Source organism: Shewanella putrefaciens, assembly GCF_016406325.1.
Taxonomy (GTDB): Bacteria; Pseudomonadota; Gammaproteobacteria; order Enterobacterales; family Shewanellaceae; genus Shewanella; species Shewanella putrefaciens.
Map to the genome: position 1 here is coordinate 3053991 of NZ_CP066370.1, position 26928 is coordinate 3080918.

Annotated in this window: 19 protein-coding genes and 8 tRNA genes; 9 read left to right on the forward strand and 18 right to left on the reverse strand. The window is 44.8% G+C overall.

The annotated features are described in order from the left end of the window. Window positions 1-10: 10 nt before the first annotated feature. The 4 genes from JEZ96_RS13680 (at window position 11) to JEZ96_RS13695 (ending at window position 3035) form a co-directional block, all read left to right on the forward strand. Window positions 11-379 (forward strand): DUF3649 domain-containing protein, encoded by a 369-nt coding sequence (locus tag JEZ96_RS13680; protein ID WP_011788634.1) that lies wholly within the window; start codon window positions 11-13, stop codon window positions 377-379. 4 nt (window positions 380-383) lie between these two features. Then, window positions 384-2048, forward strand: a complete 1665-nt coding sequence (locus JEZ96_RS13685; protein ID WP_061782795.1) for a PepSY-associated TM helix domain-containing protein — start codon at window positions 384-386, stop codon at window positions 2046-2048. Continuing rightward, on the forward strand, window positions 2045-2401 hold the full coding sequence (locus tag JEZ96_RS13690; RefSeq protein ID WP_011788632.1) for a DUF3325 domain-containing protein: 357 nt from the start codon (window positions 2045-2047) through the stop codon (window positions 2399-2401). Before JEZ96_RS13685 ends, JEZ96_RS13690 begins: the two co-directional genes overlap by 4 nt. Before the next feature lie 196 nt (window positions 2402-2597). Next, window positions 2598-3035, forward strand: a complete 438-nt coding sequence (locus JEZ96_RS13695) for an OsmC family protein (protein WP_014611044.1) — start codon at window positions 2598-2600, stop codon at window positions 3033-3035. A 122-nt stretch (window positions 3036-3157) separates the two neighbouring features. On the opposite strand, the gene JEZ96_RS13700 is transcribed toward JEZ96_RS13695, so the two are convergent. The 5 genes from JEZ96_RS13700 to thrA form a co-directional block, all read right to left on the reverse strand. Continuing rightward, complete coding sequence (locus JEZ96_RS13700; protein ID WP_198779813.1) at window positions 3158-6442, reverse strand: S41 family peptidase; 3285 nt, start codon at window positions 6440-6442, stop codon at window positions 3158-3160. Between the two features lie 275 nt (window positions 6443-6717). Next, on the reverse strand, window positions 6718-7572 hold the full coding sequence (locus JEZ96_RS13705; protein ID WP_061782793.1) for a substrate-binding periplasmic protein: 855 nt from the start codon (window positions 7570-7572) through the stop codon (window positions 6718-6720). A gap of 223 nt (window positions 7573-7795) precedes the next feature. Beyond that, window positions 7796-9079, reverse strand: a complete 1284-nt coding sequence (gene thrC / locus JEZ96_RS13710; protein ID WP_025008727.1) for a threonine synthase — start codon at window positions 9077-9079, stop codon at window positions 7796-7798. Window positions 9080-9149: 70 nt separating this feature from the next. Further along, entirely contained in the window at window positions 9150-10112 is a 963-nt protein-coding gene (gene thrB / locus JEZ96_RS13715) for a homoserine kinase (protein WP_025008726.1), read from the reverse strand. Next, window positions 10109-12577, reverse strand: a complete 2469-nt coding sequence (gene thrA, locus JEZ96_RS13720; RefSeq protein WP_061782792.1) for a bifunctional aspartate kinase/homoserine dehydrogenase I — start codon at window positions 12575-12577, stop codon at window positions 10109-10111. The genes thrB and thrA overlap by 4 nt, the downstream gene beginning before the upstream one ends. A 641-nt stretch (window positions 12578-13218) precedes the next feature. Here thrA and slyD point away from each other — a divergent pair. Beyond that, window positions 13219-13875, forward strand: a complete 657-nt coding sequence (gene slyD / locus JEZ96_RS13725; protein WP_011788625.1) for a peptidylprolyl isomerase — start codon at window positions 13219-13221, stop codon at window positions 13873-13875. A gap of 146 nt (window positions 13876-14021) precedes the next feature. Here slyD and trpR read toward each other — a convergent pair whose 3' ends face one another. After that, window positions 14022-14297 (reverse strand): trp operon repressor, encoded by a 276-nt coding sequence (gene trpR, locus JEZ96_RS13730; RefSeq protein WP_128090273.1) that lies wholly within the window; start codon window positions 14295-14297, stop codon window positions 14022-14024. A 188-nt stretch (window positions 14298-14485) separates the two neighbouring features. On the opposite strand from trpR, the gene JEZ96_RS13735 reads away from it, so the two are divergent. Next, window positions 14486-14935, forward strand: a complete 450-nt coding sequence (locus JEZ96_RS13735; protein WP_011788623.1) for a c-type cytochrome — start codon at window positions 14486-14488, stop codon at window positions 14933-14935. Between the two features lie 99 nt (window positions 14936-15034). On the opposite strand, the gene JEZ96_RS13740 is transcribed toward JEZ96_RS13735, so the two are convergent. Then, the gene (locus JEZ96_RS13740; RefSeq protein WP_014611053.1) at window positions 15035-15727 is read right to left on the reverse strand and encodes a cytochrome b/b6 domain-containing protein; all 693 of its coding nucleotides are present in this window, start codon (window positions 15725-15727) and stop codon (window positions 15035-15037) included. A 297-nt stretch (window positions 15728-16024) separates the two neighbouring features. On the opposite strand from JEZ96_RS13740, the gene hpf reads away from it, so the two are divergent. From hpf to JEZ96_RS13755, 3 genes are all read left to right on the forward strand, one after another. Beyond that, entirely contained in the window at window positions 16025-16384 is a 360-nt protein-coding gene (gene hpf / locus JEZ96_RS13745; RefSeq protein ID WP_011788621.1) for a ribosome hibernation-promoting factor, HPF/YfiA family, read from the forward strand. Window positions 16385-17616: 1232 nt separating this feature from the next. After that, window positions 17617-18129 (forward strand): DNA polymerase III subunit chi, encoded by a 513-nt coding sequence (locus JEZ96_RS13750; RefSeq protein WP_025008725.1) that lies wholly within the window; start codon window positions 17617-17619, stop codon window positions 18127-18129. A gap of 15 nt (window positions 18130-18144) precedes the next feature. Continuing rightward, complete coding sequence (locus JEZ96_RS13755; RefSeq protein WP_025008724.1) at window positions 18145-21021, forward strand: valine--tRNA ligase; 2877 nt, start codon at window positions 18145-18147, stop codon at window positions 21019-21021. A 338-nt stretch (window positions 21022-21359) separates the two neighbouring features. Here the strand turns inward: JEZ96_RS13755 and JEZ96_RS13760 are convergent. From JEZ96_RS13760 to alaS, 11 genes are all read right to left on the reverse strand, one after another. Then, a tRNA-Arg gene (locus JEZ96_RS13760) sits at window positions 21360-21436 on the reverse strand. Between the two features lie 97 nt (window positions 21437-21533). Next, window positions 21534-21625, reverse strand: a tRNA-Ser gene (locus tag JEZ96_RS13765). A gap of 35 nt (window positions 21626-21660) precedes the next feature. After that, window positions 21661-21737, reverse strand: a tRNA-Arg gene (locus JEZ96_RS13770). Between the two features lie 44 nt (window positions 21738-21781). Continuing rightward, window positions 21782-21858: transfer RNA gene (locus tag JEZ96_RS13775), tRNA-Arg, on the reverse strand. A 42-nt stretch (window positions 21859-21900) separates the two neighbouring features. Further along, window positions 21901-21977 (reverse strand) — tRNA-Arg (locus JEZ96_RS13780). Window positions 21978-22064: 87 nt separating this feature from the next. After that, window positions 22065-22141 (reverse strand) — tRNA-Arg (locus JEZ96_RS13785). 24 nt (window positions 22142-22165) lie between these two features. Then, window positions 22166-22242 (reverse strand) — tRNA-Arg (locus JEZ96_RS13790). 22 nt (window positions 22243-22264) lie between these two features. Next, window positions 22265-22356 (reverse strand) — tRNA-Ser (locus JEZ96_RS13795). 205 nt (window positions 22357-22561) lie between these two features. Continuing rightward, a complete protein-coding gene (gene csrA / locus JEZ96_RS13800) occupies window positions 22562-22759 on the reverse strand; it encodes a carbon storage regulator CsrA (protein WP_007649794.1) in 198 nt (65 codons plus the stop codon). A gap of 118 nt (window positions 22760-22877) precedes the next feature. Beyond that, entirely contained in the window at window positions 22878-24134 is a 1257-nt protein-coding gene (locus JEZ96_RS13805) for an aspartate kinase (protein ID WP_011788618.1), read from the reverse strand. Window positions 24135-24143: 9 nt separating this feature from the next. Beyond that, window positions 24144-26768, reverse strand: a complete 2625-nt coding sequence (alaS, locus tag JEZ96_RS13810; RefSeq protein ID WP_128090272.1) for an alanine--tRNA ligase — start codon at window positions 26766-26768, stop codon at window positions 24144-24146. Between the last annotated feature and the right edge of the window lie 160 nt (window positions 26769-26928).

Here is a 26928-nt window from a genome sequence, read left to right on the forward strand (position 1 = left end):
ATTAACACGTATGCCTAATATGCCAGCGTCCGACACATCAACACATTCTTCAAGCACGCCATTGCGTTTCCCCATATTTTTATCGGGAATACTGCAATGGTTTAAGCAAGAGCAATCCCTATATGCCCTTAAAGTGTTCGCCCGCGCCAGCGCTGCGATGTTAGCAGGGTATCTCGCCGCAGCAACCTTAGCTTGTTTGCTGACACTCCTACTGCCAATGCCAAAGTTTGAAAGCACATTAACAGCAAATATGTTGTCTTTTTTATTTTATGCCATCGCAATTATTTACGCCTTCTGTGTACGTAAAACTTGGCATGCATGGCGAGATCTAGGCCTAGTGAGTTTATTGTGTTTTGGATTGATTAAGGTGTGTGGATAGTAAGATGAAAGAAACATTTTTTAGAACCTTATCTTGGCTTCACACTTGGGCTGGTTTACTGGTGTGTTGGGTATTATTGTTGATCTTTTTCGCTGGTAGCTTGAGCTATTTTCGCCACGAAATTACACAGTGGACTAAACCCGAATTACACAGTGGTGTTTATCAAGAATATCAATCCTCCTCAATCGAAAAACAGCTAGATAAGGGCCAAGGTTATATAGAAGAACATTCCCCTCAATTGGCACAGCGTTGGATGATAAGTTTTCCAACTGAGCGTCAACCATTGTTGAGTTATAGTTGGCAATTGCCGCCAGAAAAAGGCCAGCGTCGTGGCAAGATAGAGGAACATGTTGCCTTGGCTGATGGTAGCGCGACTCTCTCCGACATAAGAGAGAGTCGCGGAGGCAATTTTTTCTATCGTCTACACTTTGACTTGCATTATATGCCCGCCATTACGGCCCGCTATATTGTCGGTTTTTGTACTATGTTTATGCTAATCGCCCTAATTAGCGGCATAGTGATACATAAGCGTATTTTCAAGGATCTATTCAGTTTTAGACGTGGAAAAGGTGCTCGTTCTTGGTTAGATGCCCATAATGTGAGTTCAGTGATCGCGCTGCCCTACCACATCATGATCACCTACACTGGACTTATCACCCTGATGTTACTTTATATCCCTTGGACAGTGACTACCGCCTACTCTGGGGATAATCAAGCATTTTTACAGGATCTGAATCCTGCAAGACAAACTGAGAAACCAGCAGGAATTGCAGCACCATCTATACAGTTGAGTCAATTAGTGCCTCAGGTAAAGGCTGCTTGGGGAGATTCCCCCATAAAACAAGTCATTCTGTCAAATCCCAACGATCAAAATAGCCAAGTAACCTTTTATCAAAACACAGGAAAGGATGTCACAGACGAAGCAAATATTTTGATATTTAGTGGTGTAACGGGTGAGCTTAAATATGCTAACCCCCACGATGCATCGGGTGCATTAACAACTTATGATACTATGATGTCGCTTCACACAGCACGATTTGCTGGGGCATTACTCAGAATTTTATTCTTTTTCTGTGGTTTATTAGGTTGCGCTATGGTGGCAACAGGCACACTCATGTGGGCGATTCGTATACGTCAAAAGCAACAAAAAGAAATAGATAAAGGTGAAAAACCAAGCTTTGGCTTACGTTTGGTAGAAGGATTAAACTTTATGTTTATTATCGGACTACCATTAGGAACCGTTGCATTCTTTTACGCTAACCGTTTATTACCCGCCCAGCTAATAGGCCGCGCTGAATGGGAAGTTCACAGCTTCTTTATCGCTCTGGCATCGATGGGGATTTGGGCTATTTATGGCCGCTCACGCCGTCATTGGCAAATGGCGTTAATGATGACGGGCATATTATGCTGTACTCTCCCCGTGCTCAATGCGCTCACATCTCCCCATAATATCGTCGACAATATCCAATCAAACCAATGGGCCCTCGTTGGTTTCGATCTACTTACATTGCTGTTAGGTGGCCTTATGTTGTTTGCTAGCCAAAAACTGACGTTGATTGCGACGACACCTGCTAAGCGTCCAGAAAGGTCCTCTCGAAACCGCCCTAGTGCGCAGACATCATCCGTAGCAACCGAACTGAGTTCGTCATTGGAGGAAGCCAAATCATGATGCCCAAAATGATTCCCGTGCTAGGGATTTTAGGTCTAAGTTACCTCTCCTTATCCCTTTTTGCCTTAGCAAAATTTGGGCATTTTAAGGATGTATTTAACCGTCCACCAGCACAATGGCAAAGCCATTTGTTAACCTTATTTGCTTGGTTATTACTTGCGTTTAGTTTAAGTGCCTGTGCAAGCGACCAAGGCTGGGCCTATGGGAGTATTTTATTTATGGGGATCATTTCTCTTGCCGCGATGTTGGTGATTCTGACGTTAAGCTATAGTCCACGTCATTTGCCGATAGGTATTGTTACCGGAAGTGTGTTAACCGGAGGATTAATATTGAGTGCTGGTATCCCCTTATAGATTAGCGTATAAGCCTGTATCACCAAAACACCACTGGACAGAGTCATTAGGTGGAGCAGGCTGGCTTAGATTGATATACCATAAGCCATTTATTAGCTCTCACATTGATTTAAACGCAAACATAGGAATCTTAAGGTGGTTTGAGGTGGATGCCTAAGCTATAGTGCCCATGAGTATCTCAGTTAAGGAGAAAATAATGGGCTTTAACATAACGGTTAACTGGCAAACTTCGCCTGCACAAGAAGGGGAGTTTTGCCGAGACCACAGTATTACATTTGGTAGCGGCCAAACGATTCAGGCTTCTTCAGCGCCAGATTATAAAGGCAATGAACACTATGTAAACCCAGAGGAAAGCTTGCTAGCTGCGCTTTCGTCATGCCATATGCTGACGTTTTTGGCCATTGCTCACCTAAAACGCTTACCGGTTTTATCTTATATCGATGCCGCCACTGCCGAACTAGGGAAAAATGAAGCAGGTAAACTCGCCATCACAAGAATCGTGCTTAATCCAAAGATAATTTTTGCCGAGGGCGTTGAGGTTAGCCAAGAAACACTTGAAAAAATGCACGAAAAAGCACATATAAACTGCTTTATCGCCAACTCGTTAGCGACGGACATTCACATCAAGTTTTAATACTGGTGAGAATAAAAATGGGTGTTGTCTCGGGAACAATGAGACAACACCCTAAATTTGTACACCATTATAGTAACGACATTAACTTAAATTTCAGTTAAATATCGCATCTTAATCTCTAACTAATTAGCGTTAATATCTTGTGCCATTCCTTTTACCGGCATAGGTTGCGCCTTTAAGGCAGGAATAGGTTGTTTCACTAGCTCATCTTTTAGGTAACTTATTGCAGCCTCAAGCTGCGCATCTTTGCCATTAAAGGTAGCGAAAGGTAAGTTATCGACTTCAATATCCGGCGTCACGCCATGGCCTTCAAGCACCCAGCGGCCATCCATTGCATACTGTGGATACTCGGCCACCCGCGCCATCCCTTTATCGGTCAACGCATTTCGCCCAGATAACCACACCCCCGCCCCTGCCGTTTGCTTACCAATCAGCGGTGCAATACCGAGCGCTTTAATCCCAGCGGAGAAGGTTTCGCCGTCGGAATAGGTCAATTCATCGGTTAACACCACTAAATGGCCGCGGAAGGTTTGCTGCATATTGGTGTTTGGCGTGCCGTGGGTGGGTTGCCAAAACGCCCAAGCGCGGCGCAATAACTTCTCAATAATCCAACTATCAATATTGCCACCGCGGTTACGGCGAACGTCGATAATCAAACCCTCTTTATCGTAATTGGCATAAAACTCACGGGCGAAACTTTCAATATCACCACCGCCCATGGCATATAAATGCAAATACCCCATCTTGCCCTGACTCGCATCCTCGACCACTGCCGCATTATGGCTCACCCAATCTAAGTAACGTAACTCACTGTCCACCATGGCACTAACGGGTATGACGATGGTTTTATGGGTTTGGCTACCACGCTTAAGCTGCAGCAAGACTTGCTTGTCCTGGTGATTACGTAAAAGACGCGTGACATCAGCTACATTTTCTACTGGCGTACCGTTAATGGCCAACAATATATCCCCCTCTTTGGCATCGACTTCGATACGATTAAGTGGTGAAGCCTTAGCAGGTAGTTCAGGATCGCTACTGTAAATGTGCGCAATTTTAACGCCATCTGCCGTTTGTTGTAGACGCGCGCCAAGGCTTGCCGCTTTAGCCGCATCGGGATCTTTAGGCAAATCACCACCGCGCACCTGTGAGTGCAAAGAATCTAACTCGCCCATCATTTGCATGAAGATATCATTCAGTTCGTTACGATCGGTCAGGCGGTCGAGCAAAGGCTGATACTTAGCCTTAGTGGCTTGCCAATCGAGGCCGCGCATTTTCTTGTCGAAGAAAGATTCTCGGTGCATTAACCACGCATCTTCAAACATTTGCTGCCATTCAAGCTGGGGAGAAATCGCTAACTGCCATTGTTCCGTTTGCACTTTGGCATTATCCGTATCACCTAATTTATCACCGCCATCAACAATCAAGAGTGATTTATCATTACTGTGCTTGCGTAGCATCAGCTTTTTACCATCGGCAGAAACCTCATATTGGCCAATGTCCTCGGCAAAAACCTCGGCTTTGGGGCTTAATCGGTCAAATTTGATGGTCATTAAATTAGGTGCGACATCGTCGCCAATAGCTTGATCTAACAAATAAAGTCTATCATCGACGACGCGCAGCTTACTGTAATTGCCTGAATCGACAGGCACTTGCCATAAACGCTGAGAGATCCCCGCCCAATCGATTTTTACTGGACTCGGTTTATCCTTAGCATCGGTTTTTTCAACTTGATTCGATTCGAGTTCATTGGGTTTACTAAAGGGGAACTTGGCATTTTTGACCAGTGCGATGGCAAAAATTTGGCTGCGTTTATCAAACACTGGGCCCATATTTCTATCGCCCCAAGGTGAACTTGGTGTTGCGCTGAATTGGCGATTCGATAGGAAATATAGCCACTGGCCGTCACTGCTAAAGGTTGGCGAATAGGACTCGTATTTGTCGCTTGTGAGCGTCTCGGCCCTATTTTCATCCACAGAATACAGGACGATTTGCGGACGTTGTTTACCGATTTCCGACTTAGTTAATGCAATAAAACGGCTGTCACTGGACCAGCGGATATCGGCGTAAGGCCCAAGTCCCTCGCCGTGAGTGATGATTTTTTGATTGGTATTTTTCTTTAAGTCAAGCAGCCAAACATTACCATCGTTATCGTCATGGGCGATAAATCGACCGTCACTGGACAAATTAAGACTCATTCTTAAAGTATGGCCATCTTTGGTTAACTGTTTAGCGCCACTGCTGCCATCAGCAGGGAATTGCCAAATTTCCTGCTGACCTGTCATGTCGCTAATCGCATAAACCGACTTGCCATCTTGGCTCAACACCGCTTCCCTTACGCGATAAGTCCCCGGCAGTGCAACTTGAACTAAACGCGAGCCATCAACACCCGCGATCGCCACGTGGCTGCGGGCGGTGATCACCACTTTATCGCCAGCGGGGGCCAAATTAGTTGAAGAAGCGTAATCCATAGGATCTTTTACCCAATGCTCACGGCGCTCGGCAAAATCGGAAGTGAGTTCAATATTGAGTAACGAGTCTTTAGCGGCCGCAATATCAAACACATGGATATCCGCACCTAACTGGAATACCACTTTGCCTTGGTCCATCCGCGCACCGCGGACCTGCCAATCTTTAAATTGAGTTAACTGTTTTGCATCTGAACCATCGAGCGCACTCGACCAGAGGTTGTCGTTGCCATCGCTGTCGCTAATAAAATAGAGTCTGTCCTGCCATAGCATAGGTTGGCGCACTGAGCCATCGTGTTGGCCGCTGAGCAACTGTGCTTCGGTTTTACTGCCGAGTTTAAAGCGCCATAATTCACCTTTTGCGCCGCCACGGTAAACTTTGGCATTATCGCCAGTCACTTGCAGACCAAAGCGGGTGAAGTACACGTATTCGTTGCGATCATCAATCACACCTTCAACTGCATCGGCTAAGGGTAAATCTGTGGTGGTGAGGGTTTGAGGATCGACGCTGCGCAGCATCCAATTATTAGCAGGACCAAAGCCCGTGTCGGTGGAATATAAAATCTCACCTTTGGCAGTCCAGCCCTGAACTCGTACACGGCTATTCTCAAAACTCACCCGTTTAGCCACACCGCCCGTAATGGGGATCACATACACTTCGCTCGCGCCTTCATAGTTGGCAACATAAGCAACCCACTTACCATCGGCCGAAATAGTCGCCCCTAGCTCTTCTGCGGGTAAACTCGTTAAGCGAGTAGCCGCTTTTTGACCTAAGGTCTGAGCCCATAAATCCCCTTCTGCAGTAAAGACTAAGGTTTGATCGTGCAACGCTGGCGCGCGGTAATACCCTTGATTGCTCACCGCATCGGCAGCGATGGTTTGGAACGCTGTTAATGTGCCTAGGGCAAGCATGCAGCAGGCAACGGAATGGCGAAGTTTCATGTATTGTCTCTATCCTATTATTATGTTCAGCGATGGGCTTTTAATAATGCGCTTGAAGCAAACTTTAAATCTGATAATGATTCCCACAAACTAGCAGAATTTGATAGGAAGTTCAGTAACGTCAATAGAGAGAAGTTTTAGCAAATGTGTCGCCAAGGCGATACCGAAAGGACAAATGAATACAATTGAAACTAGCGACTAAAACTGATGAAAGGTCATTGGATTAAACCGCCTTAGATGAAAATGACGGCATATAATTAAAAAAACTTAAAATATTAAAAATCAGAAACATATAGAATGTTGATAGGATAATTTTGCTGACTCATGTTTGATTGCTTCGCAATAGAGAGTAACTGCCACTTATGAATAACCTTGGTAATTTCTCCGTTGTCCTTCAACGCATTAATCGCAATATTGAACTGAGCAAGCTGTAAAGGTGTCATGCTCATTTTACTTAGCATTAAATGGATATGACTTTTGTCTAACACTAATGTTAATGGAACTAACTTAATATTCTGATACTGGCTAGCAATGTAGGGAACCGCCATCGCATCGCCCAAAATTATATCGCCTCTACCATAGGTAAGCATTTGTACTGATTTACTTGCATCAGGACTTAAAACGAGCAAATACTCCCGTTCTAGTTGGTATTGGAGTCTATGGTAATCAGCGCCATACCAACCACTAGAAGGAACAAGCAATCGTAATTTTCGAGTAAAAATATCCGCCCAACTCTCAACATTAATCAGATCTTTTTGTTCATCAAGTACAAAAAAACGTACTTCTTCATCTCGATAATCCACAGTGAACAATGCATATGCTTGCCGTGCATCTGTCATCGTTGCTCCCATCATCACATCTAACTCCCCAGTTTTTAGCATCTGATGGGATCGTTTGGCTGGCACATTGATAAAACTCACTTCACACCCAAGGTAAAGTGCAAATGCCCGCATAAGATCAACATCGAGTCCATGGGCTTGTCCCCTAGGATCTTGCCAGGCATACGGAGGCCAGTTGTTGTAACCAACTCGGATAGTGTTAGTGCAAGGCAAAAGTTTCTCGGCTTGCGATACCCCATGGGTTAGCAAGATAAACATAAACAAGTAAGAGACACTTTTAAACCAAAGCATAAGCTAAAGACCTCTCAAGTTATGTGCGGCAACGGGTGAAGGAAGAAGCGTGACAACTTAAAGACTGGCTTATAGCTTAGTAAGCATAGTTGGCACCTAAGATGGGCGCCATTGTTCCCAATGAGATTCATTACGTCATCTTCAAATTCGAGACATGTAAAAAGGGAGCCCAGCTCCCTTTTACAATTTAAAATATGACCGCTTGACTAAAAGCAATAAAACATTAAACCAATACTTTAAATAGATGTGCTTTTAATTTGATAAAATCAGGTGCTAATTCCGCCGATAAGATAGGCTTATTGGCAACAGCTTCAAGCTCGGCAGGCAGTGGTAAATTAAGCTTTAGCTCCCTATCCACAACATCCTTAAACTTAGCGGGATGCGCCGTCCCCAAAAATATGCCCACTTCATCGGGCACTAAAGTTAAAGATAAGGCCTTAGCCGCAATCGCCGCGTGAGGCTCAGACACATAACCTTGAGCTTGTAATTCGGCCAATGCCTGTGACGTTTGTTCCTCCGATAAACGAATACCCACTAAGCTACTCAGTGGCCAGCCTAATTTCTCACAAATGGCTTCCACTCGCGGCCAGTTACTTGGCTCACTCACATCCATGGCATTGGACATAGTCGCTTGAGTCGGATTGGGCTGCCATTGGCCATTGTCTAAATAACGCGGCACTGTATCGTTGGCATTGGTCGCGGCAATAAAGCGTTTAACCGGTAATCCCATGGCTTTAGCGAATAAACCTGCGGTCAAGTTACCAAAGTTACCACTTGGCACAGAAATCACAGGATCGGCTTCATGGCGTTGTTTAGACTGGGCAACGGCTTCAAAGTAATAACAAATTTGCGCGAGTAAGCGGCTGATATTGATAGAGTTAGCCGAATTCAGGCTCAGACCATCACGGACTTCGGGATCATCAAAGGCGCGCTTAACGAGATCTTGGCAGGCATCGAAATCGGACGAGACAGCGACTGTATGGATATTCTTGCCCAACGTCGTGAACATCTTTTCCTGTAGTTCACTGATCTTGCCCTTAGGATAGAGCACCACCACATTGACTTTCTCAAGCCCATAGAAGGCATCGGCAACCGCTGCGCCAGTGTCGCCCGAGGTCGCAGTCAAAATAGTTAAACGCGTGTCACCCACAAAGGCATTGACACATTGCGCCATAAAACGCGCCCCAAAATCTTTAAACGCCAGTGTTGGACCGTGGAATAATTCGAGGCAAGCGCGCTGCTCATCGACGGCAACCAAAGGTAAATCAAAGTTAAAGGCACGCTCAACTAATTCATCGACCGCATCTTGGCCTAACTCAGAGGCAAGCCATGCGCCGAGTACTTTTTTACTGCGCTCAACGAATGGTAACGCCAGCAGCCCTTCAATATCGTCTAGTACGGGTATTTGACTAGGAAAGAACAAACCTCTGTCTTTACCTAACCCCAGTTGTACCGCTTCTTTAAAGCTCACTTTCTGCGAAGGGTGTTTTAAATTATATAGTTCCATGCTCAACTCAACCTTTTGATGCTAAACCTTAAATACTAATTTGGGTACTTAGTCGTAGCTAAATTAACTATTAATCGACTCTACGCGTGCCCTGCTCATCGAGGCGACACACGTGGGCAAAGCCACCCACCTCGGTGAGATAATGCGCCTCTAACCAGGCTTTAGCGGCGTTGGCCGTGGCTAAATCATCGGTAATCGAAAACAGCGTTGGGCCGCTGCCCGAAATCCCCGTCGTCAACATACCTAAATCGGCTAACGCGGCTCTTGCTTTGTCGTAACCCGGAATCGCGGCGGCGCGATAGGGCTCGGCTAACACATCCTTTAATACGCTGATCGCAAGCTTGGCATTCTGCTGGTACGACGCATGCACAAAGGCACTTAAATAACGGCCAAAATCGATAGTGACACTTTTATCATAGTGATCAGGCATGAGTTTGCGCATCATTGCCGTTGAGAGTGAAATCCCTGGATAGGCCACAACCCAATACCATTCTTTAAAACTGGGTATTGCTTCGCAAACTGTACCCGGCACATTAAGCATCAATTGCATGCCGCCCAAATAACAGGGGGCGACGTTGTCATAGTGCACACTACCGCTGATCTTCCCTTCAAACTCGCCCATCAATTCCAGCAAAGCTTGCTCGTTATAAGGTCTGTCAAAATGTTCATTCAAGGCATATAACGCCGCCACGACCGAGCTGGCACTCGACCCCAAGCCACTACCAACGGGCAGGTTCTTTTCCAGTGTGAGTGCCACGCCTTCATCAGCTTTACCCTGCGCAGTTAAAAACTCCTTACTCACGGCTGTTAAGAAGAATTCGGCACATTGGTACACAATATTGTCTTGCGGATTATCAGGCAGTTTATGGGCCCAAGCGCCGGTTTGCATAAGACTCACACCCGACGCTGCCGCGGCGATAGTCACTCTGTCGCCCAGTAAACTATCATCAATCGGCGCTAATGCTGCACCCAGTAAATCAAATCCGACGCCCACGTTACCCATAGAGGCTGGAGCGTAAACAGTCAAACTCATACACTCACCTCACGAGTCCAATTCAAGGTTCTTAATACATCGGCAAAGGCGCCAGCAGCGGTCACTTCAGTCCCTGCGCCATAGCCGCGTAGCACAAAGGGAATGGGCTGATAATAGCGGCTATAGAACGCCAAGGCATTTTCACCGCCTTTTACGCTATAAAGCGGATCCTGTGCATCGACTTCGGCGATACGCACACGGCACACACCATCCTCAATTTGCCCAACATAACGCAGCACTTTACCTTGGGCTTTGGCCTGCGCCACTTTTGCGGCAATTGCGGCATCAACTTGCGGTAATCGTGCCATAAAGCTTTCAACATCACCTGAATCATCAAACTCGGCTGGCAATACCGATTCAACCTGCACATCACTGAGCTCTAACTTTAGTCCCACTTCACGGGCAAGAATGAGCACTTTACGCGCCACATCCATACCACTCAAATCATCACGAGGATCGGGCTCAGTAAAACATTTTTCCCGTGCAAGACCGGTTGCTTCAGAAAGTGTCATGCCTTCATCCAGCATGCCGAAGATAAAGGATAAAGAGCCCGATAAAATACCGTTAAATTTATGCAGTTTGTCACCCGCAAATAACAGTTTTTTCAGGTTATCGATCACAGGTAAACCTGCACCGACTGTAGTTTCATATAAGAATTGGCGACGCTGTTTTAATGCCGTTTGGCGAAGTGCTTGATAATAAGCATAATCGCGAGTGTTCGACTTTTTGTTCGGCGTGACCACATGCAATCCTGAGTTCATCACATCCAAATACAGATCCGATACTTGCTCACTCGAGGTGCAATCCACCAGCACAGGATTAAGCAATTGTTGCTCTTTCACCCATGCAAGTAACGCAGGGATATCGCAGGCTTGCTGACTATCGGCAAGCAAGCTAGACCAATTGCTTAAATCGATGCCCGCACTGTCGAGTAGCATCTTGTTCGAATTCACTATGCCGCAAACACGGATACTGATGTGCTGCTCTTTAAGCATGGCGGACTGTTGTTTTATCTGCTCGAGCAGGCCTGCGCCCACATTGCCGCAACCCACTAAAAACACATCTAAATACTGCTGCACATCGAAAAAGCCTTGATGACAAGCCGCCACCGCATGCTTAGTCTTACGCTGCTCGATCACAGTCGAAATCGAGCGCTCGGACGAACCTTGGGCGATGGCGATAATGTTCACGCTTGCCTGCGCTAACGCTTGGAAGAAACGCGCCGCCACCCCTTTATGGGTGCGCATGCCATCACCAATCAAGGACACAATTGCCAGTTCATGGCGCATAGCGATAGGCTCAAGCAAATCACTTTTTATTTCTAATTCAAACTCTTGCTCTAATGCCCATTTCACTTTGGCCGAGTCAGACGTCGCCACACAGAAGCTAATACTGTATTCAGAGGAGCTTTGGGTAATTAAAGACACAGACACGCCGCTGCGGGAAATCGCCGCGAGAGTACGGCTCGCCATGCCAACCATGCCTTTCATGCCTGGGCCTGATATATCGAACATGGTCTGGTTATCTAAATTGGAGATAGCTTTAACCTGCAAGCCAGTTTCATCGGCTTGGTTTGATACCAAAGTGCCGGGCGCATCGGGGTTAAAACTATTTTTGATATAACAGGGAATATGGAACTGAGCGATGGGCGCAATCGTCTTAGGATGCAGCACTTTAGCGCCAAAATAGGAGAGTTCCATCGCCTCTTGATAGCTGAGTTGTGACAACAGCTTAGCGTCGGCAACCACACGGGGATCAGTATTATAAACGCCGTCAACATCAGTCCAGATCTCACAACTTGACGCATCTAAACAAGCGGCCAGCACGGCAGCAGAATAGTCCGAACCATTACGGCCTAATGTCACCACTTTGCCCTGTTCATCGGCGGCGGTGAAACCCGGCATTACCCATACGCGTTTTTCACCTAATGCCAACGCACGAAACCTTGGCTTACTCACAGCGATATCGACCACGGATTCTAACGGCCGACCTCGACCTAGAAACAAGGCGCGCGGATCGAGTTGAGCAGACGTGATCCCCTTAGATAGCATCACTTGTTCCATCAAGGCTGCAGATAAACGCTCACCTGCCACCACGATTTCAGCACGTATGCCATCGGGACACTCTTGCAACAAGGCAATCCCACGGAGTCTATCGTGCCATAACGCCAACTGACTCGCTAAACCTGCAAATAAGTGCTCACTTTGGGCGCTAGAGAGTCCAGAAGCCACCGCATCTTGGTAAAGCGAGGTAAATACTCGTTCAACATGTTGTATCACTGGGGAATAATCTTCGCCTTTAACTGCAACGTCGACCATTTCTAATAACGCATTGGTCACAGTCGCCGGGGCAGATAGCACTGTGGCTATTGGCTCAAGCTTAGATGACTTGGCAACGATATCCGCCGCCATCGAGAATCGCTGCCAATTTGCAAGCGAGGTACCACCAAATTTCATTACTTTCATCTTGTTCTCCTGTACCGCGCCCGACTTAGAAATAAGAGCTAGAAACAAAAAAGCCCGCTTCTTTGTGGGAAGCGGGCTCATCGTTAAAATTCTTTAGGGTGTATCAGCCCGCCCCCACTGTTGTTGTAGTGGTGGTTGTAATAATGGTAGTTACTACGAAACCTAGGCTATGCATGTGTTTGGGCTAATCCATGTTAATTTCTTGATAAACAGAATTGCTTTTTTTACCCGCGCTTGTCAACCCCTAAAATGGATTATTTATAGGCAAATATTAACGCTCGATAAAATACTGCATCAAGATTCGTTAATATGAAGTTTTCTAGGGGTAAAAATGCGATTTACTCAATAGATAACTGTTGACGTTAACGTAATGCCGCACGAAAAACATTAGATAATCATTTGTTTTACATCTAATTATTTATAGTGCACTTTAAAATAATGCGTTATTTGTTCTACCTCATCACTCAGGCTAAATTGACCGGCTAACGAGCAAAAATCACATTACTCATCCTTTCTACCGTAAAGCACCGACAAATTTTCCTAAAAAAAACCTGTGCGATATCTAACATAAGCCACTTCAAATTATCGCCAGCACTAAAAAAGCACGTTATTATGCGCGCACATTACGAATTGGAGGCGATATGAAGATCACTCAACACAGCGCGGTAACCATTCATTACCGTTTATCAGATCAAGAAGGCAGACTATTAGAAGACTCTTTCGACTCTGAACCTATGCTATATCTACACGGCACTGAAAACCTGATCCCAGGTTTAGAAGCCGCATTAGACGGTAAAAGCAAAGGCGAAAAACTCGATGTCACTATTAGTGCCGAAGAAGCCTATGGCCCTTATCACGATGGCCTACGTCAAGCCGTGCCATTAGAAGCCTTTGGTGATATCGAAGATATCGTCCCTGGTATGCGTTTCATCGCCGAAACTGAAATGGGCCAACGCCCTGTTCAAGTCATCGAAGTAAAAGATAATGTCGTTATCGTCGATGGCAACCATCCTTTAGCGGGCCAATCGCTCAATTTCAGCGTCGAAATCGTTGACGTTCGTGAAGCCTCAGCCGAAGAAATCGCTCATGGCCACATTCATGCCCAAGGTGGCTGTGGCAGCCATGGACACGATCATGATCATGGTGGTGGATGCTGCGGTGGTTCCGGCAAGGAAACAGGTGGTTGCTGTGGTGGTTCAGAGCATGACCATGATCACCACCACGAGCATGATCACGAAGCCTGTGATACACCCAAAGCAGGTTGTGATGGCAATGGCGGCTGTGGTTGCCGAGGCTAGTTTGAGCTTTAACACTTAAGCTCAGTATTTATAGATATAGGTCGAGTTTAAATAAACTCGACCACAAATTTTGCATTATGAGGTACTTTCTTAAAAAGGAAGCGCCTCATTTTTATTGAACTTTTCCTTAAAACCATCTCTTTCCACTAACTTATTAATGTCTGAATTTTCGCTCTATGCTCGGGAGTCATATTTTTAAGGTAATTAGAGCACCGAGTAATAGTGGCAATACTGACTTCAAATTCTGCTGCAATCTGACGTTGACTCATTTCACTATTTAGCAGTAGCTGGAAAACTTTAAGCCGCCCAGCAATGGCACTTCGCTCATCTTCAGTTAACAGTAAATGAGGGAGCATAAAAAGATCTTCATAATTTCCATGACTCAAAATCTTGTTTAATACTAAGTCCCAATTTGCTCGCATAATCGCCCCATAACTACTGTTAAAGCATTACATGGCAGTTTACCAGATTTGTTTCTCTAACAAATAACTTGTTACGCTTCTTCATTACATCTAGACAAAAACTGACAAAAATGCTTCTAGTACATCAAGTTAATTTGTGTACAATAGAGGCGCAATGTCACACTTCGACGCTAATTTGTGAGAATACTATGAAAAAATTACTACTTACCCTCGTTGCTAGCACCTTATTCGTTTCAGCAGCACAAGCACATAATTTCGAAGATGCTAAAGATGCAATTGAATACCGCCAATCTGCATTTAGCCTTATTGCCTATAATTTTGGTGATATGGGTGCGATGATGAAAGGTAAAAAACCTTTCGAAGCCAAAACCTTCGCTATGCGTGCAACGAATGTTGCTGCGCTTTCGATGCTACCAATCGAGGGATTTATTGAAGGGTCAGATAAAGGTGATACTGAAGCCTTAGCGAAAATCTGGCAAGATAAAGCCGATTTCGATGCAAAAATGAAAACATTCCAAGAAAATGCCGCCATTTTAGCAACTGTTGCGCAACAAGGCGATCAAGCTGCAATCAAAGACGCCTTTATGAATACAGGTAAAAGCTGTAAAGGTTGTCACGATGCTTATAAGAAAGACTAATTTTCTTAAGCATTAACGAAAAAGCCTGCTTTAAGCAGGCTTTTTCGTTAATGCAACCTTATCACTTACTTTTCTCATGTAACATTTACCACGTGATGACTAAAGCACTCGTACAATAGGCCAAACTAAATAAGAAAAAATAACAGCAGCCAAAACAGCAAAAAGTACTAAGGCAATCCATCCGGATTTAAACAATGGATTAACTTGTTGATATGAAGACAACTCCGTCTTAGAAATCTTTTTATCACCAGTCAACATGGCTCCAATCAATTTATCCCCTTTGATTGCATGAATAATGACAGCCAATATATGGATAGCACTCAACAATAAAATAAGATTAAAGTTCGTCTTATGTAGCCAAGTCATTGATGCACTTGTACTTGAACTAACATAACTATATAGCGGCCCTTCAGTAAAAATATCGTCGGTTGCAAACAATCCTGTCACTATTTGTAGGCTAATCACAGTAATCAATGCAATGACCATATACCCCCCTACAGGGTTATGCCCAAGTACAAAAGATATTCCCTTAGTTCGCACTTCATTGAGGTATTTCAACGCAACTTTAGGATGACAAATAAAGTGGCTAAATTTAGATGTATCACTACCAACAAATCCCCACACAAATCGAAAAGCAATCAAGCTCAGCAAACTGTATGCAAAAATTTGATGCCATTGCATTTCACCGGCATCCGCACTCCACCATAACAAGCCCATGAGCATCACCATAACCCAATGGAAAATACGTGTAGGTAAATCCCATACTTTAACTTTGATATATTCGGTTTTCATAAATAAGACCTACTCGAGCGAACGAATAAAATAAGTAGACGTATTTTAAAGGGATTTGCTGATAAATTTAAAGTAAATATAGGAAAATCAGGAAAAGGCTGCAGAGTTAACTTATCGAATATGCCCCTGTTCGGTGAGGAATACAAGGCTTTCAAGCTAAGAATAATTGAAAATTGTCTAAGCGATCAAATATCCAGTGAACAGTATCCAAATGGGGAATTTTTGTGACTTAGATCTCGTTTTATACAGCTAAGGTTGGTACTCTGAAATCCAAGGAAACAACAGAAGGTTCGACATATGCTAAAGATTACGAGCAAACAACTAGAAGTCACTGCCCCAATCCGTGAACGTATTGAAAGCCGTTTTGAGAAACTTTCTAGACACGATGTGCAGTTGATTAATCCCCACGTGATCATTACAGAGGAGAAACCAGGTTTCAAGATTGAAGCATCGGTTGGCATCCCAAATGGAGAACTTTTTGCTCAAGCAAAACACGAGAACCTTTATGCAGCAATTACTGCCATGGGTCAAAAATTAGAGAAACAACTCAATCGATTAACCCATAAACCCGAAGCACAGCGTTTTGCTTCATTAGTACATACCGACACTGACGATGTAGATGCAATTGACGAATATGAGGAGGAAGATGCCGCTTAATTTATTTAGTGTTAATGTAAGTGCGAGACACATCACTTTGAGAGGCATAAAAGTAGAAGTCATTTACGTTGGACACAGTTTTATGCAAAAGCTAGATAAAATCATCTTTATGATGAGCAAAAACTAGGTGTTCAATTAAATACCTACTACACTTTACTAAGTGACAGCAAGAATCGAAGTGATGTGAATATAAGTCAAAAAGATTAAAAAATGTAAATAGCTTAATGTAACAATAGGAGGCCGTCAGAAACATAATTAATGAAACCATAGTTAACCGTTGAACAAGTAAAAATTTAGCTAATCTCATCTAACGCATCATAGACTTTTATACTGATATACACAGTTTTACAGGCTCCACTTTCAACCAACATACTTGATAGAGAAGGAGGTAACTGACAAAAACTAATCGTTCTTAAAAGTATTTACCCTAACACCTAAGACAAACTCAATACGTTTATGTTTTCATGAATATAAGGAGTATGTAACAACTATATTAGCAAAAGCAATTGTATTTAACAGATAAAATGAACTTCAAAAATGTAGTTATATCTCTTTAGCATTTATATTTAAGGAGTAACTTAAGTAAATAACCACTAAAGTCAGAAAATCCTAATAAGTATCTGTTTTTAAATTTAGGTTTTCGCTCAAGACTAAGAGGTATTCAATCTAACAAGGCTAATATGTCAAATAGTTATCCACTAAATTATTAGGAGGGTGTTAAAGAGAGTGGTTTATGCTTGATTAAGATAAATACTCACTTAGCGGTAATTTCCAATGTTAGTATGTAAGTTTGATAAACAGTAAAAATGTTAAGCACTTTAAGTTAAAGTTGCAATTGTAACAACTAAGATAAACTAAAGTAAGCTAAACGAGTGATATGGCCCTACTGCTTAGCAGAAAAATGTACCTAGTACACACTATAAGCCGTAAACCGTTTATTGATAAATGTAAACCGAGTACAAGTGAGTTAGTTGTTAGTAGTACAATTGTTTAATGTATGCAAACAATACACTGATAAATAAGGTAAACTTGGTTCCATATTCACTGATTAATAAGGAGGATAAACTCGTTTGACCAGATCTTATACTAAAACCAGCGCACCTTCGGGTGCGCTTTTTCATTTTATGAATAGTCTCATAAGAATCAAAACGCTCGGAGCTCCATTAACCAAACTCATCTTTTAGTGTAAACTCCTCCCTTAGTTGTTCGCATTCATGCAAGGCATTGAAATTATGACTCAAGCGCTGTTTTATCTGATGCCACCAGTGGCACAATCTGGTCATATCGCGATCCAGTCAGCCATAAGCACTGTAGCCAATACCAATGCGGCTTTAGGAGCAATGCACCTTTTTGCATGTCAATTAGCTCAGCAAGCTTATATTAAGCAACAATTAGTCTATATTCATTGTCAAGACAAAAACTTAGCTTTAGAGATTGATGAATTATTATGGCAATTTGAGCCAACAGCATTTGTACCTCACAACTTGAAAGGTGAAGGACCTATCACTGGTGCCCCAGTTGAAATAGGTTCTGACCGCCTTGGGGCCAATAAAAGTCGTCAACTTCTGATTAATATTGCAGACCAAGCCCCCCCATTTGCGGTAAACTTTGGTCAAATCATCGATTTTGTTGCCAATGACGATCAGCATAAAGCCGTTGCCCGTGAACGCTATAGGCAATATCGCGACCTAGGGATCGAATTAACGACCCATAATTTAGCAACACATCCACTTAATTTAGTTTGAGACAGATACGTTCCCATGGAAAAAACATACGATCCGCAATCCATCGAGCAAACGCTTTACCAAAACTGGGAAGCGCAAGGTTACTTCAAACCACACGGTGATGAATCCAAAGGCAATTATTGCATCATGATCCCCCCACCCAACGTGACGGGGAGCTTGCATATGGGCCATGCCTTCCAAGACACCATCATGGATACCTTGACCCGTTACCAGCGGATGAAAGGTAAAAATACCCTATGGCAAGTCGGTACTGACCATGCGGGTATCGCCACCCAAATGTTGGTAGAGCGTAAACTTGAAGCCGAAGAAGGCAAAAATCGCCATGACCTAGGTCGCGATGCCTTTATGGATAAAGTGTGGGAATGGAAAGCGCAATCGGGTGGCACTATCACGAAGCAGCTACGTCGTATGGGCGCCTCTGTTGATTGGGACCGCGAGCGTTTCACTATGGACGAAGGCTTGTCCAAGGCCGTGCAAGAAGTGTTTGTGCGTCTGTACGAAGACGAATTGATTTATCGCGGCAAGCGTTTAGTCAACTGGGATCCAAAGCTGCACACGGCTATCTCTGATTTAGAAGTGGAAAGCAAAGAAAAACAGGGCCATATGTGGCACCTGCGTTATCCACTGGCCGACGGTGAGCTAACCGCCGATGGTAAAGACTACTTAGAAGTCGCTACCACACGTCCAGAAACTATGCTCGGCGACAGTGCGGTTGCAGTGCATCCCGATGATGAACGTTATCAAGCGTTGATTGGCAAATATATTCTGCTGCCAATAGTAAATCGCCGCATTCCTATCGTGGCCGACGATTACGTCGATATGGCCTTTGGTACAGGTTGCGTGAAGATCACCCCAGCCCATGACTTTAACGACTATGAAGTCGGTAAACGTCACAACCTGCCCATGTTCAACGTGCTGACCTTAGATGCCGCCATTCGCGTGAGCGCCGAAGTGGTGAACTCTGACGGTACCTTTAACAAAACCCTCGATGGCAGCTTACCTGAACGCTTTGCCGGACTTGACCGTTTTAAAGCGCGTGACGCTATCGTCGCCGAATTTGAAACCTTAGGATTGCTCGAAAAAATCGCGCCTCACGCCTTAAAAGTCCCTTATGGTGATCGTTCAGGTGTAGTTATCGAACCGATGCTGACCGACCAATGGTATGTGGCTGTTGCGCCAATGGCGAAAACCGCTATCGAAGCCGTTGAAAATGGCAGCATCAAGTTTGTGCCGCAGCAATATGAGAACATGTACTTCTCTTGGATGCGTGATATTCAAGACTGGTGTATTTCGCGTCAATTATGGTGGGGTCACCGCATCCCTGCATGGTACGACGAAAATGGCAAAGTCTATGTCGGCCGCAACGAAGCCGACGTCCGTGCTAAGCACAATATCAGCGATTCAATGACATTACGCCAAGACGAAGATGTACTGGACACTTGGTTCAGCTCAGCCCTGTGGACTTTCTCAACCTTAGGCTGGCCTGACAATGTAGAAGATTTAAAAACCTTCCACCCAACCGACGTGTTGGTGACAGGCTTTGACATCATCTTCTTCTGGGTTGCCCGTATGATCATGATGACCATGCACTTCATCAAAGATGAAGACGGCAAGCCACAAGTCCCGTTCAAAACTGTCTACGTAACTGGCCTTATCCGCGATGAAGCGGGTAACAAAATGTCAAAATCTAAGGGTAACGTACTCGATCCATTAGATATGATCGACGGTATCGGACTTGAAGATTTAGTTGAAAAACGTACCGGCAACATGATGCAGCCACAACTGGCCGCAAAAATAGAAAAGAGCACCCGCAAAGAGTTTGAAAATGGCATCGAAGCCCACGGTACTGATGCGCTGCGCTTTACGCTTGCCGCTATGGCATCAACGGGCCGTGACATCAACTGGGATATGAAGCGCTTAGACGGTTACCGCAGCTTCTGTAACAAGTTGTGGAACGCCTCGCGCTACGTGCTGATGAACACAGAAGATCAAGATTGTGGCCCTGGCTCACCAAAATACAAAGGTGGCGAGCTAGAACTATCACTAGCCGATCGCTGGATTATCGGCTTGTTCAATCAAACCGTTAAGACCTTTGACGATCACATGGCGGCCTATCGTTTCGACTTAGCGGCCAATACCCTGTATGAGTTCACTTGGAACCAGTTCTGTGACTGGTACTTAGAGTTAACTAAACCGGTATTGCAAAACGGCAGTGAAGCGCAAATGCGCGGTACTCGCCACACCTTAGTGACGGTGCTCGAAGCGATGCAGCGCCTGATGCACCCTATGATGCCATATATTACTGAAACCATTTGGCAACGCGTTAAACCGTTAGCTCGTGTCGCTGGTGATACCATTATGCTGGCACCGTTCCCAACATTTGATGCCGCTAAAGTCGATAGCGCAGCAATGGCCGATTTAGAGTGGGTTAAGCAAGTGATTGTCGCTGTACGTAACATTCGCGCCGAACTGAACATTGCCCCATCTAAGCCATTAAATGCCCTACTTCGTGGTGTTAGCGCGCAGGATAAAGCCCGTGTTGAAGCAAACCAAACCTTCTTTACTACGCTTGCTCGCCTAGAAAGCATGACCATTTTAGCCGATGGCGAAACTGCGCCTATGTCGACCACAGGTTTGATTGGTGAAATGGAACTGTTAATCCCAATGGCAGGTTTAATCGATGTTGCCGCCGAAATGGCCCGTATCGACAAACAGCTTGAAAAGCTCGGCCAAGAGATCGCTCGCATCGAAGGTAAATTGTCGAACCAAGGTTTTGTGGCAAAAGCCCCAGCCGAGGTTATCGACAAAGAGCGCGCTAAGATGGCCGATCTCAAGCGAGATATGGACAAGCTCAACGAACAAAAATCTGAGTTCGCTAAGTTAGAAGCTTAACCTTCTCTCATGCTCTGATTGACTTGCTATGATTGACTGATTCAACTGAATGAAGGGCAGCCTAGTGGCTGCCCTTCTTGTATGTATAGACACTGAAACCACAGGTTATCTTAAGTCTGACGCTTTCTTAAATCCAAACCAATTCTAAACATGGCTTCATTACCTACTACACCGCATTAAAACCACTTAACGATTCTTAAAGCGAAGTAGATGAAAATCCTGAATACCTAATTTCCCATAGTGAGCAGTCGGCAGGATATGAATTTAAAAGAGGTGGGAAGTAAAGGCTTAGACAGCTAATAAAAAAGCCCTGCAATTGCTTGCAGGGCTTATCTATATGGTGCGCATGGAAGGAGTCGAACCTCCGACCGCCTGGTTCGTAGCCAGGTACTCTATCCAGCTGAGCTACATGCGCAAAAATTGTTTTTTACTTCTAACTAGAGCCAACCGAAATTGAGTCTAGAATAAGTATCTTTATCTCGCAAATCTATTTCTTCGACTAAGAAATAGAATGGCGGAGAAGGAGGGATTCGAACCCTCGATGGGAGTTAAAGCCCATACTCCCTTAGCAGGGGAGCGCCTTCGGCCACTCGGCCACCTCTCCGCAAAATCTACATTTGTAAGCAATGCTTACATAATTGGTGCGCGTGGAAGGAGTCGAACCTCCGACCGCCTGGTTCGTAGCCAGGTACTCTATCCAGCTGAGCTACACGCGCATTTTTACTTTTCGCTGATAGACCATACTGCTTATCAACTAATTTGGTGCGCATGGAAGGAGTCGAACCTCCGACCGCCTGGTTCGTAGCCAGGTACTCTATCCAGCTGAGCTACATGCGCATTTTAACTTTTTATCGCAACACAAAAGCATTGAGATTTAATTGGTGCGCGTGGAAGGAGTCGAACCTCCGACCGCCTGGTTCGTAGCCAGGTACTCTATCCAGCTGAGCTACACGCGCATTTTTATAACTTACTAGAAGCAACTAACTACAAAATTTCAAATTGAAATTCAAAACTGATGAGTTAAAGATTAACTAATGCAGAGATGGTGCGCATGGAAGGAGTCGAACCTCCGACCGCCTGGTTCGTAGCCAGGTACTCTATCCAGCTGAGCTACATGCGCGACTTGTATTGCTTCAATAAAAAATGGTGCGCGTGGAAGGAGTCGAACCTCCGACCGCCTGGTTCGTAGCCAGGTACTCTATCCAGCTGAGCTACACGCGCACTGTTTTCTATCGGTAAGAAATGGCGGAGAAGGAGGGATTCGAACCCTCGATGGGAGTTAAAGCCCATACTCCCTTAGCAGGGGAGCGCCTTCGGCCACTCGGCCACCTCTCCGTTTTCTTGGCGCACATATTACTGTTTGACGAAAATAAGTCAAACCCTTTTTCAGAAACAGATCCCATTTGAACTGTTTTTAATCACATTGCTGTTATATCAAGCCAATGTATTGATTTACGCCAATCTTTCGGTCTAAAAAATAAAAAAGTCAGTTAAAAAACTGACTCTTCTGTCGCCGTAATACCCTCGCCATAGCGCAGTATTAAAAGTTACCACCTTCCGATGGTGAACCCGATTTTTCAGATTGGATACGTTGATAGATTTCTTCACGGTGAACAGAAACCTCTTTAGGTGCGTTAACACCGATACGCACCTGATTTCCTTTTACCCCCAGCACTGTAACAGTGACTTCGTCACCAATCATCAGTGTTTCGCCAACACGACGAGTCAAAATCAGCATTCGATAGCTCCTTTATTTCTTAATTCAGCTTACACACGGCACTCATCCGGTAGATGGGCTTATTATAAGGTCAGCTTAGTACAAATTAATAGTATTCAATACTCAAACGGTTATTTAATTACACCTTATTTAGCTCGAAAGCGTGATGTAACGCCCGAACCGCTTTGTGCAAGTCCCTTTCATCGATAACGGTTGATAATTTACTCTCCGACGTCGAGAGTAACTTAGCATGGATTGTTTCATTACCCAAGACATCTAACATCTTAGTCAATAATCCCATTTTTGCCTGTAAACCTTTGCCAACTAAAGATACTTTTGCACGTTGACGCTCAACAATCAATTGACCAAGCTCAAGACTTGTACTCAATGCTTCAAGCTCGTGCAATAAAATATCCACTTTTGCTTCTGCAAGCATAAAACTTACACACCCTGCGGGAGCATCCTCATTTAATCTGAGCGGGGTGATAAACTCCACATCGATTTCAAGGCGAGACAAACAAGCTAACAAGGCTTGGTAATGTTCACTCGTCGTTAATAAGCCATCAATCGTTAATGTTGCTAACGCTTTATTGATCGCAATCCCCTGCACCAAGGAAGCACTTATCACGTCAGATTCGGTACCAAATTGAATTAGGGTACCTTGACCAACTTCAAAACTAGATAACACTCGCAAAGGCACTCGAAAACGTTCGGCATATTCAACCGAGTCAGGATGTAACACCTTAGCTCCCAGTTTGGCCATTTCGAGCATAACATCAAAGCCAATGACATCAAGACAACGCGCATTACTATCAATATTTGGATCGGTTGTGAAGACACCAGCAACATCAGTGAAAATTTGGCACTCATCAGCGTTAAGTGCAGCAGCTAACGCAACCGCAGTGGTATCAGACCCTCCACGCCCAAGGGTCGTTACATCTCCGTTAGGATCAATCCCTTGAAACCCTGCGACTATCGGCACAATTCCATCATCAAGCAGTGACTCTAGATAGCCAGTATCGACATTCTCAATACTTGCGCGACCAAAATGACTATTGGTATGGATTTGAACTTGATCTCCCGTGAGCGACTTAGCCTTAATACCACGTCGCTGCAAAGCTATCGCCATCAATGCGATACTCACTTGTTCGCCTGTTGAGACAAGCATATCGAGTTCCCGCGCCGAAGCACGGGGGTCAACTTGCGCGGCAAGTGCGAAAAGTCTATTTGTCTCCCCTGCCATAGCAGAGAGCACGAGTACCTGTTGTTCACCACTGCGAGCGGACTTTGCAATCTGTTCGGCAACCACTTCAATACGTTCTATAGAACCCACCGAAGTGCCACCAAACTTTTTCACAAAAAGCTTGCTACGACTAAGCTTTCGTTTTTCAGGCACAGCAACCTCTTAAGCTAAACGCTCAGTAATCCAAGGTAATACTTGAGCTAAGGCCGCATCCAGATTTTCTGGTTGGCTACCACCCGCTTGCGCCATATCTGGACGACCACCGCCCTTGCCGCCCACTTGTGCAGCGACCATAGCGACTAGCTCACCCGCTTTGACTTTGCCAACTAAGTCGTTACTCACGCCAGCAATCAGATTCACTTTGCCTTCTTGAGCCGTACCCAACACAATAATGGCAGATTTTAGTTTTTGCTTTAATTCATCTTGTAAACCGCGAAGTGAACCAGCCTCAACGCCATCTAGTTTTTTGATAAGTACATTCACGCCATTAACAACCACAGCATCGCCCACTAAGTCAGCACTCGCAGCCGCCGCTAATTTATCTTTTAGCTGCGCCATGTCTTTTTCAAGTTGTTTCATTTTATCGAGTTGTGCTTTTAACTTAGCAACCACTGAATGAGTATCGCCTTTTAACAAGGCAGCCGCCTCTTCCAGCTCAGCCTGTTGCTGCGCCACATAAGCCATAGCCGCGGCCCCTGTCACAGCTTCTATACGGCGCACACCTGCTGCAATGCCCGCTTCTGAGGTGATCTTAAATAAGCCGATATCGCCAGTGCGGCCCACATGGGTACCACCACACAATTCGATAGAGAAATCGCCCATAGTGACAACACGAACCTGTGCATCGTACTTCTCACCAAAGAGTGCTATAGCACCTTTTTCTTTAGCTTCATCAATCGCCATTTCAGCGACTTTCAGCTCGTGGTTACGGCGAATTTGGGTATTCACTAATTCTTCGACTTTCTTTAGTTCAGCAGGTTTGACTGCTTCGAAATGAGAGAAATCGAAACGTAAACGCTCAGGGTCAACCAGCGACCCTTTTTGCGTGACATGCGTACCAAGCACTTGGCGCAGTGCGGCATGCAATAAATGCGTAACAGAATGGTTTAACTGAGTACGGTGACGTAATTTTTTATCAACCTTAGCCTCAACCATTTGGCCAATACTCAAGCTCCCTGCGACTAAGACACCTTGATGGCCTGTTGCTTGACCATACTTTTGCGTATCGTTTACCGTAAATTCAATACCGTTCGCAACCAATTGGCCTTTATCGCCCACTTGACCGCCCGATTCAGCATAGAAAGGTGTCACGTCTAGCACAAGAACCGCTTCATCACCCGCTTTAATAGCCGTCACTGACTCGCCGTTTTGATAAATCGCGGTGACTTTTGCTTGACCCACAAGTTCGGTGTAACCGCAGAATGCTGTTTCGGCGTCAATTTTCAATGCCGCATTGTAATCGGCACCAAAGTTACCCGCAGCTTGGGCGCGGCTACGTTGCTCGGCCATTGCCGCTTCAAAACCTGCCTCATCGACAATAATATTACGCTCACGACAAACGTCTGCGGTTAAATCCATTGGAAAACCGTAGGTATCATAGAGTTTGAATACGGTTTCACCGTCTAAAGTGTCACCAGTTAATTCGCTTAAGGCTGCGTCTAAAATACCTAAACCACGCTCTAAAGTACGAGCAAACTGCTCCTCCTCCGCTTTAAGTGCTTTTTCAACAATAACTTGAGTTTCAGCGAGCCCTTTGGCTGCATCCCCCATCACATCAATCAGCGTCGGAACTAATTTGTAGAAAAAGGCTTCTGTCGCACCTAACTTATTACCATGACGCACGGCGCGGCGGATAATACGGCGCAACACATAACCACGGCCTTCGTTAGATGGCATTACACCATCGGCCACTAAAAATGCACATGAACGAATATGGTCAGCAATAACGCGTAGTGATTTATTGGATAAATCAGTCACGCCGATAATTTCTGCGGCTTTGGCAATAAGAGCACGGAAGATATCGATTTCATAGTTAGAATGTACGCCTTGCATAATCGCAGCAATACGTTCGATTCCCATACCTGTATCGACAGAAGGTTTTGGTAGCGGCAACATTTCGCCTGAAGCTTGGCGATTGTATTGCATGAATACAATATTCCAAATTTCGATGAAACGATCGCCATCTTCTTCTGGGCTACCAGGACGTCCACCCCAAATATGATCACCATGGTCGTAGAAAATCTCGGTACAAGGACCACAAGGACCAGTGTCACCCATTTGCCAGAAGTTATCCGAAGCGTAAGGTGCGCCCTTGTTATCACCGATACGAATGATATTTTCAGCGGCCACACCAATCTTTTTATTCCAAATTTCAAAGGCTTCATCGTCAGTTTGGTAAATAGTGACGCACAGACGTTCTTTCGGCAGCTTTAAGGTTTCAGTTAAAAATGACCAACCAAAACGAATCGCTTCTTCTTTGAAATAATCCCCAAAGCTGAAGTTACCTAACATTTCGAAGAAAGTATGGTGACGGGCGGTATATCCCACATTATCTAAATCATTATGTTTACCGCCAGCGCGTACACAACGTTGAGCAGTGGTCGCACGCGTGTAATTGCGTTTATCCATGCCAAGAAACACGTCCTTAAATTGGTTCATGCCCGCATTGGTAAATAAAAGAGTTGGATCGTTGCCTGGCACTAATGAACTACTGTCCACAACCTGATGACCGTGGCTGCGGAAAAATTCGAGGAAAGCACTTCTAAGCTCTGCTGTAGTTTGATACATGAAATCGTCCTGAATTGGATAAGCATTACCAGCTACACCATAGGGCAGCCGCATTTCTATTTGCCCAGCATTATAAGCAGACTAAGGAAAGACAACCAGTCTTGATTGGTGATATACACATCAGGAATTTAATATTTTAGCTTGAATAGGCTACACCAGA